This window comes from Pseudomonas idahonensis (assembly GCF_037903935.1).
Taxonomy (GTDB): domain Bacteria; phylum Pseudomonadota; class Gammaproteobacteria; order Pseudomonadales; family Pseudomonadaceae; genus Aquipseudomonas; species Aquipseudomonas danubii.
In genome coordinates this window covers 2,027,168-2,042,114 of record NZ_CP149586.1, presented here as the reverse complement: position 1 = coordinate 2,042,114, position 14,947 = coordinate 2,027,168, and the positions used below count along the sequence as shown (strand labels likewise).

Here is a 14,947-nt window from a genome sequence, read left to right as displayed (position 1 = left end):
ATTTCAGCTGCGGGGCCCAAAACCATGGGACACGACCTCGGCCATCGCCTGAGGCGCTGCTGGCTCAACCGCATCGTTGAGCCGGGTCAAGCCGGCCAGCGTCTCGACGCTGGCCATGTCCTGAGCATCAGGAGTGACGCGCATGCCGGGACGCACCCGCTGCAAACCATTGATCACCACCCGCTCTCCTTGCTCCAGGCCACTGCGCACGACCCGCAATCCCTCCAGCTTGGGGCCCAGCTCAATCGCGCGATATCGGGTCTGGTCCTGATCGTCAACCACCATCACGAATTTACTGTTGAGGTCGGTGCCTACAGCTTCATCCTTGATCAGGACGGCCGGATAACGGGCACTGCCTAGCAGTTTCAGGCGCACATAGAGGCCTGGGGTGAAAACTCCCTGGCTGTTGTCGATCACAGCCCGCCCACGCAAGGTACCTGTGCGCGGATCGACCTGATTGTCGAGAAAATCCAAGTGCCCCAGATGCGGTGTGCCGACTTCGTTGCTCAGCCCCAGATACACCGGACTTCGTCCGCGGGCATCACGCCCCTCCTGACGCGCCAGTTGCATGTACTTGAGATACAGCCGTTCATCCATGTCGAAATAGGCATAAAGCTCCCGAGTGCTGACCAAAGTCGTGAGCAAGGTATCGCCGCTACGCACCAGGTTGCCGGCACTGACCTGTGCCCGACTCACCCGCCCGCTAATGGGGGCAGTCACCCGGGTGAAACTGAGGTTCAGGCGCGCCGCATCCAACTGCGCCTGGATCGAAACCGCATTGGCCCTTGCCTCTTCGGCGGCAGAACTGCGAGCCTCGGCAAGCTCCGCAGAGATCGCGCTACTGGCTCGCAGGCGCTCTCCCCGACGCGCCTCACTCAAACTACGCGACTGCACAGCGCGAGCCTGCTGCAATTGTGCTTCCAGAGCTCTGACTTGGGCCTCGAAGGGGCGGGGATCAATCTGAAACAGCAGATCGCCGGCCTTGACCAAAGCACCGTCACGCAAAGCGACGCGATCGACATGACCGGAAACCCGAGGCCGGATCTCGACGGTTTGCGGCGCTTCGAGCCGGCCACTGAGCTCATCCCAATCGCCGACTGACTGCTCGATGGCCCGGGCCACAGTCACCTGCGGAGCCAGCGTCGCCTGCGGGCCGGGTTCAACCTGACCGCACGCAGCCAGCAGCGTACCGGCAAACAAGGTCAAGGCCTGTTTGCCAGTGAAACGAAAGTCATCCATTACGCACCTCAAATGGGCAGAGAAACAGGCTCAGCCAGCACCCTGTGCCGCTGAGCCACCCTGTTTGGCGCTTTATCGCGTCGCGGTCACAGGGTTGTTCTGACGCCAACTGTCATGCAGCCACTTCTCGGTCTGGCGATGCCCGGGAAACCTCACCCAGACGATATCGCGTTCGAAAACCATGGCTTTTTCGTCAGCGCCGACAATCACCCAGAACCAGCGGCCATCGGTCAGATTGCGTGCCTTGACCTTCATGCCGGTCAGGGTAACGGTACGTAAACGGCCGTCTTCTACGACCTGGATCGGCTCATCGTGGGGGTCGATCCAACTGATCTTCATATTCTCCAGCAGGTCAGGTGCCCTGCGCTGAAGAAAGTCCCGGGCCACCTGCTCACTGCGCGAGCGATCGGGTAGCGGACGGTTCACCAGATCCAGGGACAGGTGAGCGAAACCCTTCAGCCCCGCCTGCCCATCCACAAGGATGCTGAAGTGTTCACCACCCAGACCGCGGTTGCGCTGGTCGGCACGCTCGTACCGGGTCAACACCGCGCTGTCGCCATCCACCTGGACTGGCACGCTTTCGACCTGCTGGTGAGTTAGCGGCACCGCTAATCCTCCAAGGCTGACTTGATGCATGACACTGCCCTCCTGTTGAGCCGGGATCTGTGCGGCGCTCGCCACTGTCGAGAGCGTGGCTATTGCCACGACCAGTAGACGGTGCTTGATACCTTTCATGATGTTGCTCCTGTTTGAACATCCCTAGATTTCACGACGGCCTGGGTCAGCGCTGACGCTGTTCACGGACACCAGGGACGAGCCCTGTACCAGCACTATTGATCCAATGCCGATGACGATCAGGGCCAGGTGTACCGATTGAATCGCCCCTTGCTTGATCCAATAGCCGAACCACAGACCACCGCAAATAAAGCCAAGCCACAGCAACACAAAACAAGCCAGGGCGATCATTGCCCGGTCGCGTGCGACCTTGAGCCGGCGCAGATCCGGACGCAGCCAGGTGTGTACATAAGCCAGGACTGCACGCCACAACAGGCAGGCGATCGATAATTGGCAAAAGACAACGCCGTACAGCAGCCGAGGCACCCACTCGGCCGGCCAAGAGCGCCAAACCAGGCCACTACCCAGCAACTCTTCAGCCCGGACCAGCTCCATGGACAGCATGGTGCCCAGATGGAAATGATTGGTACCGGGGTCGTACAGGTTGTTGAGCACGGCAATGCTCATCCACAGCGCCAGGCCGGCAGTGATCACCAAATGGCTGAATGCAGTAATACGAATGGACATGACAACGCTCCTCGTCAGGTCAGTGGCGTGGCCGGCAACAAGGGCCAGCCTCGTGCGTTGGCCAATGCCAGCATCGCCGGATCGTGAACCACCACATGGGGGTGGCCTAGGTACTCGAGCATCGGGACATCAGAAAGGTGATCGCCGTAGCCATGGCAGGCTGCCGGATCGATACGCAGTTCCGTCAGTAATCGCGACACCACCTCACGCTTGCCGGCACCAATGGTCTGCGGCTCGATCAACTGCCCGGTGTATCGGTCATCCTTGACCTCCATCTGATTGGCCAACAAGTAGCTCACTCCCAGGTCATCCGCCAGAGGCTGCAGGAAATCCATCGCGGAACCGGAAACGAACGCCACCGAATGACCCGCTTCCTGATGCTGCCTGAGCGCCGTCAGAGCCGCGTCGATGAAAAAACCCGGGGCCGTCGCCAACTGGTGATACCAAACATGCGCCGTCTCCCGGAGCGGGCCCGGTCGATGTCCGTTGAAAACCTCATAGAAACGCCGATTGATAGTGGTGCGGTCCACACCGTCGGCTTGCCATTGGCGCATGCGTCGGGTAGCAGATTGATGCGCCCTCTCGCCTTGTGCCTTCCCCAATTTCCGCTGCAAGTAGAAACGTTGAAAACTGAACATGCTCTTGATACTGATGAGGGTCTCATCGACATCGAAGAACGCAATTGTCGCCGGTGTCATGGCACTACTCCTTCAATGGACCATGCAGCGCATCAAAGCGCTGCACGGCCTCTGGCAGGACTCGATTAACTGTGTGATAACTCACCGAGCAACTCGGCCCTGGCCCCTGGAGCAATGGATATTCGAGGTTCTATACCCAAGCCCTGACGCAATCTCTCGACCTGTGCGGCAATGGCATCACTCGCCAGGCGAGCTTCGCGCTGGACCAGTACATTCGCATCCATCACCACAAACTTGACCTCCATCGCGGACACTGGCTGATCGCTCTGCCACACCTCCAGTTGGGCGTGTATGTACACACGCCCAGCGCCCTTCTGCTTCTGCTCTATCACCCGGTAGCGAATTTCAGCCGGCAACGGAAAGGCGAACGCCAGGTAGCGCAGGTTCATCTCGTTGATGACGAAATAGCGATTTTTCGGCTCGTAGTGTTCGAGACAAAAACGCTCGGTAACCGCCAGGAACATCTGCCGGCAAGCTTCAGTGAGCACCATGCCCTGGACGTGCTGACCGGTAAGGTGGTCCAGCATCAACTCGTTGCCAGCAGGCAGCAGCAGATTCGCGACGAAGGTGCCGTCCTCACGCTGTTCCGGCACCGTGATAAGCACATTCTCGATCTTGCGTTTATGGGACAGTTGCTGACCCGCAGGCGGACTGTTCATCCACACGTACCAATGTTCGAACTCCTCACTCAATCCCAGCTTGAGGGCTGTCTGATAGGCCTCCTCCATATCCAAGCTGCTGAGGCCCTGACCGGCGATCAGTTTTTTGCCAATCAACGAGGACCCTGCCGATCCCAGACGCAGGCCTTCCAACAGCTCGTCATAGGTAATAACGTTGTCCTGCTGAGCAAACTGCTCGAATTGACTCGCGACGACGACAAAAACGCCCATGTACAACCTCCTTGGAAAATACAAAGTGGGTGGTTGATCCACCGTTTACTCACACCAAAAGCGATTGCTGTGATTGCGTTGGCGAGTACCTGTCCCGTCGAACAGCTCGCGAAACTCTTATCTGGCCCCCAACACTGTGGAGCAACGTGCGGAGCTCACCGGCCACGCGCTGTAAAGGGCTGCCAGGCCAATGCCTGCAGCCAGCACGAGAAAGAACACCGAGTCGGACCAGGTCGCAGAGCGACTGGCCAAGAGAGGCCCAAGACTGGCCCCGATAAACAGAACAAAGGTGTACAAGGACACCGCCAGGCCTCGCACAGATGGCTCGGCAACACTGGCGACCCTGGAGATCAGGCTGGGAACACTGATGCAGACACCTGCTACGAACAGCACACTGGCGGCCAGTAGCGAGTAGGCCGAGCGGTTCACAAGCACCGCGCACAACGCCAGCCCCACAGCGGTAACCAGCAGGCCAGCAGTAGCCAATCGCAAGGCGCCCCAGCGAGGAGTCAGCAGAGCCACCAGTAGAGGCAACAGGAACGCCGGCAAAGCGATGGCTCGCGCAGCCAGGAGGCTAACGCCCTGTTGCTCGAGCTCGGCACCCAGGCGCACATCCAAACTGATGTAGAACGCCACGAAAACCATCAGCAACAGCAGAGCGCAGACATAGACGCGACGCAGTTTCGGGTCCTTAAGCACCCTGCCCGTTCCTTCATAAGCCGCCCACCATGAGGTACCTGCAGAGCCTCGAGAAACCCTTGTCTGTTTAAGCAAAGCGATACGCAACGCCGTCGCCAAATAGATCACCATCAAGGGCAATAGCGCCCAGGCAAACCCCCAGCGCCCGGCCACCATCACTCCGTAGATCTGCCCCAGTAAGCCGGCGGACAAAAACGCAGTGCTCATCCATGCCACTCCCCAGATCCGTTGCCGCGCCGTGCCGCACTCGGTGATATATGCCAGGGCAACCGGGGGAAACGAGGCCGCGGCAAACCCTTGCAGCCCACGCCCGAGGAGAAACAACCCGGGACTCGAGACCAGCATCAGGCCTAGCGATACCAGCGCCAGCACCACTAGCCCTACCACCAGCACCGGACGACGACCGACTCTGTCCGACAACGGACCGAACACCAGAAAGCCCAAGGCATAGGCCAGGCTAAAAGCCTGCAGGGCATAAGCGCTCGTTGACGGTGAGAGCCGGTAGGTTTGTGTCAGCGACGGGAGAATCGGCAGAGGAATGTAAAGCAGCGAAACCACTGACAGAGCACACGCAACCAGCAACGCAAGGGGCAAGGATGCTGAAGAATAAAATTCATCTGATATTTTGTTCATGGCTGTTTTGTAGTCGCCTACATATTAACGTTAAAAAACCGCCACTTCTCAGTGACGGCACTGTGTACTATTTGGCCAGCGCAGGCCCGACCTTGAGCATGACCTTCACCAAAAGCTCCCGCTCCTGCGGGCTGAAGTGACTCATGAAATCCGCCACCCAGGCATAATGATCAGGTAGAACCCTCCCAAGAATTTCATCACCCTCAGGGGTCAAACGCACAATCCACAAACGACGATCATCCGGGTCCGAGTGCTTGGTACACATGCCGGCGGCCATCATCCGATCCACTACCCGAGTCATGGTCTGGGACGTGACGGCCACTCCGGCCGCCAAGGCCCCGACCGTCAAACCATCCGGGTTGCGCTTGAGCAACAGCAACACGAAAAACTGCGCCTGTGACAGGCCGTTACGCGCAAGGTTGCTCTCGAATGCCGAGAGCATCTCATTGGTCGCCGAAGCCCAGATCAACCAAGTCTGTAATCCAGGGACATCAGGATTACCGTACTTCTTGCCAAATCGCTCCAATGTCTCGTAACTCGGCAGATCTTTGAGTTCAAACATTATTCAGCCAACTGTTATGTAGTCAGCTACAGATGATAGCGAGCAGAATACGTTTGTCAACCGTCTTGGGCTTTCGCCCCAGGCTTCCAGGCTGACAAGCACCCTGATTTCGCAATCCCTGCAAGGCGCGACGCCGCTCTAGCGAATCGCTGCTTCAGCCGCGGGCGAAAGCCCGCAGCACTTCACCGTCCATGCGGTACTTGACCCACTCCTCCTGAGGCTGGGCGCCCAGGGACTTGTAGAACTGGATTGCTGGTTCGTTCCACTCCAGCACGCTCCATTCGAAGCGTCCGCAATCGTTGTCACAGGCAATCTGTGCCAGATGCCGCAGCAGTTGCTTGCCCGCCCCGCCACCCCGTTGTTCCGGGGTGATGTAAAGGTCTTCCAGGTACAGGCAGTTGCTGCCCAACCACGTCGAGTAACTGAAGAAAAACACCGCGAAGCCGATCGGCTGTCCGTCCCGCAGGCAAATCAGGCCGTGGGCCGTGGCGCCCTCGCTGAACAGGCTGCGCTCGATGTCGGCGACACTGGCAATCACCTCATGACGCGCTCGCTCGTAGTCGGCGAGTTCAGTAATGAAGGCAAGAATCTGCGGGGCATCGCTGGGCAGCGCGGGACGGATTTCGACGGACATCGACGGTTCTCATGGCGGAATCAGGCGGCCATATTAGAACGACAGTCGAAAGACTTGCACGGGCATTTATAGGAATCGGCCAATCACCGATCATGCGCGACGCCGAACTGGATAACCTGGACCGCCGAATGCACTTTGCTCCCCTGCACGCCCTGGCAGAAACCTTGCTGCCCCACGCTCTCGAACCGACCAAAGACGGCTCCCATGACCTGTCCCACCTGCAACGGGTCTGGCACAACGTGCGACGCATAGTCGACGAAGAAGGCGGCGACCTCAGAGTGCTGCTGGCCGCTACCCTGCTCCACGATTGTGTGAGCGTGGAAAAAAACTCACCCTTGCGCGCCCAGGCCTCACGCCTGTCGGCGGACAAGGCCCAGGGGATTCTCGCCGCGCTGGGCTGGAACGACGCCGAGATCGAAGCAGTGGCTCACGCCATCGCCGCCCACAGTTTTTCCGCCGCCCTGGCCCCGGCCACCCTGGAAGCCAGGATCCTGCAGGACGCCGACCGTCTCGATGCCCTGGGCGCCCTGGGCGTGGCGCGGACTTTCTACGTCTCCGGCCGCCTGGGCCGGGCCCTCTACGACCCCGCCGACCCCACGGCCCAGCAGCGCGAGCTCGATGATGCGCGCTTCACCCTGGATCACTTCCAGACCAAGCTGCTGCATTTGGCCGAAGGTTTTCAGACCTCCTGCGGCGCCCGTCTGGCGCAGATCCGCCATGCGCGCCTGCAACGCTTCAGGCAGGAATTGCTGGAGGAAATCGGCGAGTGAGCCGGAAGACTTACTCCGCTGGCGGCTAACCCTGAAACCACCAGGAACACAACCAACCGGCGGCGTCGCCATGTTAGAAAGCCCGGCATCAGTTTCAGCATGACGAGGCGTTTTCATGTCCACCCAGGCCAAGCCGCAATCCGAGGTGTCGGGCCCCTTGTTCGGGCTGTTGTGCCTGGGCAGTTATCTGTTGTCGCTGTCCTACGGCGCGACCTTTCTCCTGTCCCTGCTGATCAGCAGCCGCGGCGGCGATGAGCACGACGCCGGCCGCGTGATTGCAGCGGCAATGCTCAGCACCTTTGTCGCGGTGATCGGCTTTCCCTGGCTGGCAGGATCATCGTCGAGGCCGGTATCCAGGCGCTGCTGCTCAGCGTGCTGGCCATTGCCGTGCTGAACTGGCTGATCAGCCTCGCGCGCCTGGGGTGGCGCCACTTGCAGACACCCCAGGTGGCCCACCGGGGGCTGACGCCGTTCGTCGGTGGTCAGGCACCAACCGCCCAGCAGCACAGACCAATATCAGGTAACGACTCAGACGAATGGAGGCGACACCATGATCAAGCTTCAACTGGCTGTACTGACCCTGGCCGGACTGCTGTCCACCGGCGCACTGGCCGGCGCCACCGGGCCGGACGATCCCGCACATGGACCGACCTCCCCCGCGCCCAAGATCACCCCCAAGATCAACATCAACCCGGCGCCCATGGATGAGGGTTCGCTGCCACCGGCCACCGGCACCGACCCGCGTACCCAGGGCAACGACAATGGTCGCCAAGGTGGCGCTGGCACGTTGCAGTCCACCCCGGACAACGGCAAGACCGGCACCGGCTCGAAAACCACCAGCGGTGGCTCCGGCTCTGAAGGCAGCAGCCAGTAAGGCTGGGCTGGGGGTTGGTTCTACCTCGCCACGATGAGGCGTTGCGCAAGCCGAGCCCGGCTTGCGCCAGGCACTCAGCGGGGCTCCTGGGCCTGCAGCAAGGCATCCACTTCAGCGCGGCCAGGTGCCGTGGCCGGACCACGGCGTGTCACCGCAATGGCTGCTGCGGCATTGGCTCGGCGGGCGGCCGCCAGAGGCTCAAGCCCTGCCGCCAGCCCGGCGACAAAGACCCCGGCATGGGCGTCGCCGGCACCATTGCTGTCCAGCGCCTGGACCTTGAATCCGTCCACCTGCGCCAGCTGCCCCTGGCGTCCGATCCAACAGCCCCGGGCGCCGTCGCGCAGCACCAGCAGGGCCGTGGGTGACAGCCATTCGCCAAGGCGCTGCAAGGCCGTCTCGATGCTCGAACTGGCGGTAAAGGCCATGGCTTCGGCGCGGTTACTGCTCCAGATATCGATCCGCGGCAACAAGGCCAGCATCAGGGGGGCGTCGGGCGAGTCCACCAGAGGGCCCGGGTCGAACATCAAGGGCACCGAGCGCGGCAATGCCAGCAGCCAGTCGACCAGCGCCTGAGCCTTGCTCGCCTGCAGCAGGCTGTAGCCGCTGACATACAGATAGTCATCCGCCTGGACCCTGACCTCTGCCAGATCCTCGGCCGACAGTTCACCCTCGGCGCCGATATGGGAGATGAAGGTACGCTCCGCCGAGGCATCGATCAGGGCCACGCAGACACCGGTATCGACACCCGGACTGGGCGCCAGACTCAGGCCAATGCCCTCTGCCTGCATCGCCGCTCGGGCCAGATCGCCAAAGCGCCCCTGGCCGTGGCGCCCCAGGTAGAGCACGGGCAAGCCATTGCGCGCCGCCGCGGCCATGACATTGAAGCCGCCGCCGGCCTCGAAGCTCGCCGACTGGGCCAGGACATCACCGCCGGCCGCCGGCAGCCGGTCCACGGCCATCACCAGATCGACGATCACCTGGCCGCTGTGCAGCAACCTAGGCATTGGCATTCTCGACAAAGGCCCCACGCCGATCGCGGGCACCGCCCAGCAGAGCGTACCCACCGCCTGCCACCAGGAAGGTGACGACCCAGCCCAGGCCGTTATGCCCCAGCCAGGAATCGGCCAGCGGCCCGGTGAACCAGACATCTTCAGCGGTGGTGCCGATGCTGGTGAAACAGAACCCCAGAATGATCGCCAGCACCCAGGCGCCGAACGCCCGCCACTCGATCCCGCCCTGGTACCAGTAGGCGCTGCCGGGCCCGACATTCAGCAAATCATCGGCGCTGTAGTAATGACGATGGATCAAGTCCACCACGAAGATTCCCACCCAGGCCGTGATCGGCACCGCCAGCAGGGAAATGAAGCTGATGAAGGGGCCGTAGAAACTGTCAGCGATCAACATGAAGTAGATCGACCCCATGAAGATCGCCACGATGTCCACCAGTACCGCGTAGACCCGCTTGACCTTGAGGCCCAGGGTCAGCGCGGTGAGACCGGCGGAATACACCGACAGGTTGTTGGACAACAGCAGACCGCCGAAGGCAGCGATCAGGTAAGGCACGGCCATCCAGGTTGGCAGCATGTCGCGGATCGCAATGATCGGGTCCACCGCTGAGGCCAGATGATCGTTACCGACCGACAGCAAGCCTCCCAGGGTGATCAGCAGCACCAGCGGAATACCGGCACCGAAGGCCGCCGAGGCCACCAGGCGCCCGGCAGTGACCGAACGTTGCTGATAACGGGACATGTCCGCCCCAGAGCTGGCCCAGCCGATCCCGGTGCCTGCGGCCATGGTGCCGACGCCGATGATCATCGCGCTCATAGGCGCGGGGGAGGCATTGAACACTGCGGTCCAGTCGATGGTGGCACAGAGAAAGCCGCCCACCAGGACGTTCAGCGCGCCGAATCCGTAGGTGGCCCACTTCTGGATCACCAGCAACGTGGCGTGACCCAGACCGGACACACTCAGCGTCATGAGCACAAAGATAGCGATGAACAGCAGGGTCAACAGTGGCGCGTCCTTGGCCGAGGCCGGGGTGTGGAACAGGATCGAACTCAAGGACAGGAGAACAAAGGCTGCGGTGGTGGTATTGACCGTTTCCCAACCGACTCGCGACAGCATGGACACCAGGGTCGGGCCGATATTGCCGCGCACACCGAAAATGGCCCGAGACAGGGTCAGGCTCGGCGCCCGGCCACGACGGCCGGCCACGGATATCAGCCCGACCACGGCGAACGATCCCACCGAGCCCAGGACCGCCACCAGCAGCACCTGCCAGATCGACAGGCCGCGAAACGCCACCAGGGTCGCCCCCAGGGGCAACCCGAGGATGCTGATATTGGCCGCAAACCAGACCCAGAACAGCTGCAAAGGATGACCGTTGCACTCCGCTTCCGGGACCGGCTCGATGCCACGGGTTTCCAGTTGTCCGACACCTGGCCCGGCGGTCGATGAACTCATGAATAAGGCTCCTGTTGCCATCGTTGTGGTTATTGGCAATTTCGGAAGTCGCTGAACATCCCGGCATTCCTGGCCGTGTTTTTTAGCTTTCCATAGCCATAGGTGTTCTCAGAGCAAGCTGGCTCAGCGCAGAGCCAGCAGCTCTTGTACCAGGGGCTGCAAATCCAGTTCATTGACCTGCTGCACCCGGTCGATCAAATCCCTGGGCCACGCCTCGAGCCCAAGGCAGGCGCCGAGCATGGCCCCGAGAATCGCGGCGATTGTGTCGGTATCGCCCCCCAGGCTGGCAGCCATGCACAAGGCCTCGAAGGCTTCCAGATGACCAAGCGCCACTTGCCCGGCCAGGGCAAAGCTCGTTACCACCGACTCTTGGGACGCCACCGAGGTCCCCACCAGCTCATAGAGCATCCGGGCAAACCCCTGCTTGTCGCCATCCACGCTCAGAGTGGCAGCCCACTCCAGGCGCGCGGCAATACTGGCACCGGCGACCCAGTAACCTTGCGCCTGTGCCTGCCAGGCAACCTGCCTCCCAAGGGGCAAAGCGTCCGCCAGGCAAGCGCCATTGACACCTGCGGACACGACTGCCGCCACCGCTGCCGCACTGGCAATGCCCAGGCTGGTGTTGTGGGTGACCTGGCAGGCCTGGACCACCGCCTGGATAAAACGATCGGAGTGGGCAACATCGCTGGCGATGCCCACTGGCGTGATACGCATCGCGGCGCCATTGGTGGTGCCGTAGCGGCCGGCCTCTTCCACCGAGTGACCGGCGAGGATCAGTTCAATCGCGTGTTTGGTGGAAGGCCCGAGCAGGTCCTGGGAGCCTTTGGCCTGCATCGCGGCCTCCCATTCAATCAGGCTGCTGGCCAGCGCGGTCGGAACGATACGGCCTTGGCCCTGGACCAGCAGGCGGCCCACCAGGATCGCCTGTTCGGTGTCGTCGGTAATGGAGCCGGCAGGCATGTTCGCCGCGATCGGCTGGTCCGGGCCGGCATCTTCCAGGGCACCGATGGCGCCGAAGCGCTGCTGGATCTGTGCACGACTCAGGGACTGGGTCGGCATGCCCAGGGCGTCGCCCAAGGCCAATCCATAAAAAGCGCCAAGCGCCCGCCGGAGCTGGCTCACCCTGACTCTCCAAATTGCAGGTGCAGGCGAAAATGCTGCGGGTCCAACAGGCTCTCCACCTGCTCCATGAAGCGTCCCTGGCGGTCATAGGTAGTGCGCAGGGCCTTGAGGAACACTTCTCCGGGAGCACGGCCCAGCAGCTCGGCGTCTTCGGCATTCAAGGGTTCGGCGCCGATCCACTGATCGCCACGCTCGCCGATATAGCCGTAGGCGGCCAGGGTAATGGTCAGGGAATCATCGATCAGGCCAACCCGGGGCAGGCCTTCAAGTTCGCCGGATGCAGGGATCAGGGAGCGCTCAAGAGACAGCACCCGCCCCTCGGTGCTGCGGCGACGGCGGTCCAGGGCAATGAATTGGTCAGTGCCCAGGCGGTGCTTGAGCTCGGGACGGCAGATCGCCTCCAGGCGCAACACCTCGGTATTGACCAGCGCTCCACTGTCGGCCAGCGCCTGGGCCCAACCGTGATGCTGGTCCAGGGCCACGCCATCGAAGGTGACAATGGAGCCGACGCCGCTCTGTGTGGCGATGTAGTTGCGACGCTTGAGCTCGGCCAGGGCCTCACGCAAGGTGCCGCGACTGACACCGAACTCCTCGGCCAACTGATGCTCCCCCGGAAGCTGGAAGCCGTCTTCCATGAGACCGCTTTCAATGCGCCGGATCAGCTCGTCGACCACTCTTGTTTTCTTATCGAATCGGACATGTTTGATCATGTCCGGTTGATACATGAAAGATCGAATCAAGAGCAAGAAATATCTTCTTACACCGGCTGGAAACGTCCGTCTAAGGCTCAAGACCTATGGGGAAAAACGTTCCGCCGCTCCACACTCCCAGCCAATTCTGGCCTTCAAGGGTGCGCGTCTGCGCCAGTTCCACCAGTTGGTAGAAGACGTTGCGATGGATCAGCGCCTCAAGATTGTGTCGAACCAGGATATAGGGCGCAGGCTCCTGGGTCTGAGGATCGATCACCACGCGCAGGGGATGCTCAGCGCCGGCAACCACCTGTTCATCGACATGGGTGGTGAAGCGCAACACCTGGTTTTCGCCCTGCCCTTCGACCTCCAGGGTCACGGCAACGAAAGGTGCGTCATCAACCTTGATCCCCACTTTCTCAACCGGAGTGATGAGAAAGTACTGGTCGCCATCGCGGCGGATGATCGTGGAGAACAGCTTGACCATGGGCTTGCGGCCGATGGGTGTGCCCAGGTAATACCAGGTACCGTCACGAGCGATGCGCATGTCGATATCGCCGCAGAAATCGGGGTTCCACAAGTGGACCGGCGGCAGGCCCTTCTCAGCCTTGGGAATCTGCGCCAACAGGTCGTTGGCCTTGCCTGGACCACTCATACCGCTCTCCTCAATCAATCAGTCACTCAAGCCCAGCAAACCGCGCGCGTATTGCTGCAAGGGCGGGCCGAGCAGATCCTGGGGCTTGTTGTCGTGGAACGTCAGTAAACCGCCACGACTGCGAATACGTGCCGAATCGATCAGATACTGGGTACTGGTTTCGATCAGCATGATCTGGATGGTACTGGTATCGACCCCCAGGCGGTCGACGGCTTCCTGATCCAGCCACTCATCGGAGTTGCCGATGCGGTCATCCGCCTTGGCAAAACGGGCGTAAAGCAGATAGTGCGCGCCTAGCTCCCGGGCTTCGGCCATGGCTTCGTTGAGGCCTTCGGCTGCTCGGGCGCGACGCACCATGGGGAAATACTCGATAAAGCCGTTGAAGGCTTCCTCCGCCACCACGTTGGGCCGCGGGTACGCGCTGCCTGGCGGAGCGAAAGGCCCCTGGGCGATGAAAATGAACGAATCCGGCTGAATGCGGAATGAGCTGGTACGGCGGGTATCACTGTGGTCGAGCACCCCGGCGTCACTCAGGTGATAACGCACCCCTTCGCCCATATCACTGACATTCATGCAGCCGCCAAGTGCCAAAAAGGCCAGCAGCAAAACCAGGCTACGCATCCTACCCTCCAAAATCCGGTGACGGAAAACCGGCGAATGGCCACGGGATGCAGCTTCCGCGCCAGCTACGCGATTGAAGGAAACTCACGGAAAATCAGCATCAGCCACCGATGATCTTCATCACCGTGGCTCCGCCGGAGAAGGCCACATCCTGCTTGTCTCCCAAGGCCTTGACCAACAGGCGCTGCAGGGCCGGCAAAGCTTGATGGCGCGGCTTGTCCAGCAGATCGCCAACATAGTGACGATTGCTCGAAGACAGGCAGCCGTGCAACCAGCCAGTGGAAGACAGTCGCAGGCGCGAGCAAGTCCGGCAGAACGGCACACTCTCGTTGGCAATCACTCCGAAATGGCCAAGCCCGGGAATCTCGTAGCGTACGGCCGTGGCATCCAGTGGCGCGTCGGCCTGCAGGTAGTCGTAGCGCTGGCCGATCAGGTCCAGCAACTGCTGCAGGCTGACAAACTGCTGCAGGAAAGCATTGCCGTCGCTAGCCAGGTGACCCATGCGCATCAACTCGATGAAACGCAATTCATAGCCCTGCTGCAGACAGTAATCGAGCAACGGCATGACCTGGTCCAGGTTCTGTCCGCGCAACGGCACCATGTTGACCTTGATCTTCAACCCCGCGGCACGGGCTTGCTGCATGCCATCGAGCACAGTGGCCAGATCCCCGCCGCGGGCGATGCTGCGAAAGGCCTTGGCATCCAGAGTGTCGAGAGAAACGTTGATTCGACGGATCCCTGCTTCCAGCAACAATGGCAGCTTGCGCGCCAGCAACTGACCGTTGGTGGTCAGACTGATGTCTTCCAGATCCATGCGCCCCACCGCTTCCATGAAAGCTTCCAGCTTGGGGCTGACCAGAGGCTCACCGCCGGTGATGCGCAAACGCTCGATGCCAGCCGCTTCGATCAGATACGCCACGCCCCGGGCCATCGCCTGGGCCGACAACTCATCCTGGGCAGCCACCAGCCGCTTGCCGTTGGGCACGCAGTAGGTACAGGCGTAGTTGCAGGCAGACGTCAGGCTGATCCGCAAGTTGCGAAAGCGCCTGCCTTGACGATCAACGATCATGGATGACTCCGGCGTAAGAAGGGAGAA

At 61.3% G+C, this 14,947-nt stretch carries 17 protein-coding genes and 1 pseudogene; 3 read left to right on the top strand and 15 right to left on the bottom strand.

Translation table 11 applies throughout. From position 1 onward, the window contains the following. Nucleotides 1-3 precede the first annotated feature (3 nt). The 8 genes from WIN67_RS09350 to WIN67_RS09315 form a co-directional block, all read right to left on the bottom strand. On the bottom strand, nt 4-1,239 hold the full coding sequence (locus tag WIN67_RS09350) for an efflux RND transporter periplasmic adaptor subunit (protein WP_339071076.1): 1,236 nt from the start codon (nt 1,237-1,239) through the stop codon (nt 4-6). Nucleotides 1,240-1,311: 72 nt separating this feature from the next. Beyond that, nucleotides 1,312-1,974, bottom strand: coding sequence for a hypothetical protein (locus tag WIN67_RS09345; RefSeq protein ID WP_339071075.1), 663 nt, complete (start codon nt 1,972-1,974; stop codon nt 1,312-1,314). Between the two features lie 24 nt (nt 1,975-1,998). Next, nucleotides 1,999-2,541 (bottom strand): DUF2165 family protein, encoded by a 543-nt coding sequence (locus WIN67_RS09340; protein WP_339071074.1) that lies wholly within the window; start codon nt 2,539-2,541, stop codon nt 1,999-2,001. A 14-nt stretch (nt 2,542-2,555) separates the two neighbouring features. Further along, on the bottom strand, nt 2,556-3,239 hold the full coding sequence (locus WIN67_RS09335) for an HAD family hydrolase (RefSeq protein WP_306403960.1): 684 nt from the start codon (nt 3,237-3,239) through the stop codon (nt 2,556-2,558). Between the two features lie 65 nt (nt 3,240-3,304). Then, the gene (locus WIN67_RS09330) at nt 3,305-4,129 is read right to left on the bottom strand and encodes an AfsA-related hotdog domain-containing protein (protein ID WP_339071072.1); all 825 of its coding nucleotides are present in this window, start codon (nt 4,127-4,129) and stop codon (nt 3,305-3,307) included. Between the two features lie 117 nt (nt 4,130-4,246). Next, nucleotides 4,247-5,461 carry an MFS transporter gene (locus WIN67_RS09325; protein ID WP_339071071.1) on the bottom strand — a complete coding sequence of 405 codons (1,215 nt, stop codon included), beginning with the start codon at nt 5,459-5,461 and terminating at the stop codon, nt 4,247-4,249. Nucleotides 5,462-5,528: 67 nt separating this feature from the next. Next, nucleotides 5,529-6,023 carry a MarR family winged helix-turn-helix transcriptional regulator gene (locus WIN67_RS09320; RefSeq protein ID WP_306403957.1) on the bottom strand — a complete coding sequence of 165 codons (495 nt, stop codon included), beginning with the start codon at nt 6,021-6,023 and terminating at the stop codon, nt 5,529-5,531. 154 nt (nt 6,024-6,177) lie between these two features. Further along, entirely contained in the window at nt 6,178-6,657 is a 480-nt protein-coding gene (locus WIN67_RS09315) for a GNAT family N-acetyltransferase (RefSeq protein ID WP_016964463.1), read from the bottom strand. 128 nt (nt 6,658-6,785) lie between these two features. Here WIN67_RS09315 and WIN67_RS09310 point away from each other — a divergent pair, with 128 nt between their 5' ends. The 3 genes and pseudogenes from WIN67_RS09310 to WIN67_RS09300 all read left to right on the top strand — a co-directional run bounded on the left by WIN67_RS09310 (nt 6,786) and on the right by WIN67_RS09300 (nt 8,301). After that, nucleotides 6,786-7,427, top strand: a complete 642-nt coding sequence (locus WIN67_RS09310; RefSeq protein WP_199009519.1) for an HD domain-containing protein — start codon at nt 6,786-6,788, stop codon at nt 7,425-7,427. A 115-nt stretch (nt 7,428-7,542) separates the two neighbouring features. Then, a pseudogene (locus WIN67_RS09305) lies at nt 7,543-7,740 on the top strand (MFS transporter); the annotation flags it as partial. A gap of 237 nt (nt 7,741-7,977) precedes the next feature. After that, the gene (locus tag WIN67_RS09300; RefSeq protein WP_339071067.1) at nt 7,978-8,301 is read left to right on the top strand and encodes a hypothetical protein; all 324 of its coding nucleotides are present in this window, start codon (nt 7,978-7,980) and stop codon (nt 8,299-8,301) included. A 74-nt stretch (nt 8,302-8,375) separates the two neighbouring features. Here the strand turns inward: WIN67_RS09300 and WIN67_RS09295 are convergent, their stop codons facing one another. From WIN67_RS09295 to WIN67_RS09265, 7 genes are all read right to left on the bottom strand, one after another. Then, complete coding sequence (locus WIN67_RS09295; protein ID WP_339071064.1) at nt 8,376-9,305, bottom strand: PfkB family carbohydrate kinase; 930 nt, start codon at nt 9,303-9,305, stop codon at nt 8,376-8,378. Beyond that, nucleotides 9,298-10,764 (bottom strand): purine-cytosine permease family protein, encoded by a 1,467-nt coding sequence (locus WIN67_RS09290; protein WP_339071062.1) that lies wholly within the window; start codon nt 10,762-10,764, stop codon nt 9,298-9,300. The genes WIN67_RS09295 and WIN67_RS09290 overlap by 8 nt, the downstream gene beginning before the upstream one ends. A gap of 123 nt (nt 10,765-10,887) precedes the next feature. Beyond that, a complete protein-coding gene (locus tag WIN67_RS09285) occupies nt 10,888-11,886 on the bottom strand; it encodes an ADP-ribosylglycohydrolase family protein (protein ID WP_339071060.1) in 999 nt (332 codons plus the stop codon). Then, on the bottom strand, nt 11,883-12,596 hold the full coding sequence (locus WIN67_RS09280; protein ID WP_102864106.1) for a GntR family transcriptional regulator: 714 nt from the start codon (nt 12,594-12,596) through the stop codon (nt 11,883-11,885). The genes WIN67_RS09285 and WIN67_RS09280 overlap by 4 nt, the downstream gene beginning before the upstream one ends. 70 nt (nt 12,597-12,666) lie before the next feature. Further along, nucleotides 12,667-13,230: a DUF1285 domain-containing protein gene (locus tag WIN67_RS09275; protein ID WP_102878938.1), complete on the bottom strand. Its 564-nt coding sequence runs from the start codon at nt 13,228-13,230 to the stop codon at nt 12,667-12,669. Nucleotides 13,231-13,248: 18 nt separating this feature from the next. Continuing rightward, entirely contained in the window at nt 13,249-13,851 is a 603-nt protein-coding gene (locus tag WIN67_RS09270; protein WP_102863903.1) for a DUF4823 domain-containing protein, read from the bottom strand. Between the two features lie 100 nt (nt 13,852-13,951). Then, entirely contained in the window at nt 13,952-14,920 is a 969-nt protein-coding gene (locus WIN67_RS09265; RefSeq protein ID WP_102878937.1) for a GTP 3',8-cyclase MoaA, read from the bottom strand. Nucleotides 14,921-14,947 lie beyond the last annotated feature (27 nt).

Coding starts and splice junctions, on each gene's coding strand:
- WIN67_RS09350 (WP_339071076.1), bottom strand. CDS start 1,239: ATGGATGACTTTCGTTTCACTGGCAAACAGGCCTTGACCTTGTTTGCC.
- WIN67_RS09345 (WP_339071075.1), bottom strand. CDS start 1,974: ATGAAAGGTATCAAGCACCGTCTACTGGTCGTGGCAATAGCCACGCTC.
- WIN67_RS09340 (WP_339071074.1), bottom strand. CDS start 2,541: ATGTCCATTCGTATTACTGCATTCAGCCATTTGGTGATCACTGCCGGC.
- WIN67_RS09335 (WP_306403960.1), bottom strand. CDS start 3,239: ATGACACCGGCGACAATTGCGTTCTTCGATGTCGATGAGACCCTCATC.
- WIN67_RS09330 (WP_339071072.1), bottom strand. CDS start 4,129: ATGGGCGTTTTTGTCGTCGTCGCGAGTCAATTCGAGCAGTTTGCTCAG.
- WIN67_RS09325 (WP_339071071.1), bottom strand. CDS start 5,461: ATGAACAAAATATCAGATGAATTTTATTCTTCAGCATCCTTGCCCCTT.
- WIN67_RS09320 (WP_306403957.1), bottom strand. CDS start 6,023: ATGTTTGAACTCAAAGATCTGCCGAGTTACGAGACATTGGAGCGATTT.
- WIN67_RS09315 (WP_016964463.1), bottom strand. CDS start 6,657: ATGTCCGTCGAAATCCGTCCCGCGCTGCCCAGCGATGCCCCGCAGATT.
- WIN67_RS09310 (WP_199009519.1), top strand. CDS start 6,786: ATGCACTTTGCTCCCCTGCACGCCCTGGCAGAAACCTTGCTGCCCCAC.
- WIN67_RS09300 (WP_339071067.1), top strand. CDS start 7,978: ATGATCAAGCTTCAACTGGCTGTACTGACCCTGGCCGGACTGCTGTCC.
- WIN67_RS09295 (WP_339071064.1), bottom strand. CDS start 9,305: ATGCCTAGGTTGCTGCACAGCGGCCAGGTGATCGTCGATCTGGTGATG.
- WIN67_RS09290 (WP_339071062.1), bottom strand. CDS start 10,764: ATGAGTTCATCGACCGCCGGGCCAGGTGTCGGACAACTGGAAACCCGT.
- WIN67_RS09280 (WP_102864106.1), bottom strand. CDS start 12,596: ATGATCAAACATGTCCGATTCGATAAGAAAACAAGAGTGGTCGACGAG.
- WIN67_RS09275 (WP_102878938.1), bottom strand. CDS start 13,230: ATGAGTGGTCCAGGCAAGGCCAACGACCTGTTGGCGCAGATTCCCAAG.
- WIN67_RS09270 (WP_102863903.1), bottom strand. CDS start 13,851: ATGCGTAGCCTGGTTTTGCTGCTGGCCTTTTTGGCACTTGGCGGCTGC.
- WIN67_RS09265 (WP_102878937.1), bottom strand. CDS start 14,920: ATGATCGTTGATCGTCAAGGCAGGCGCTTTCGCAACTTGCGGATCAGC.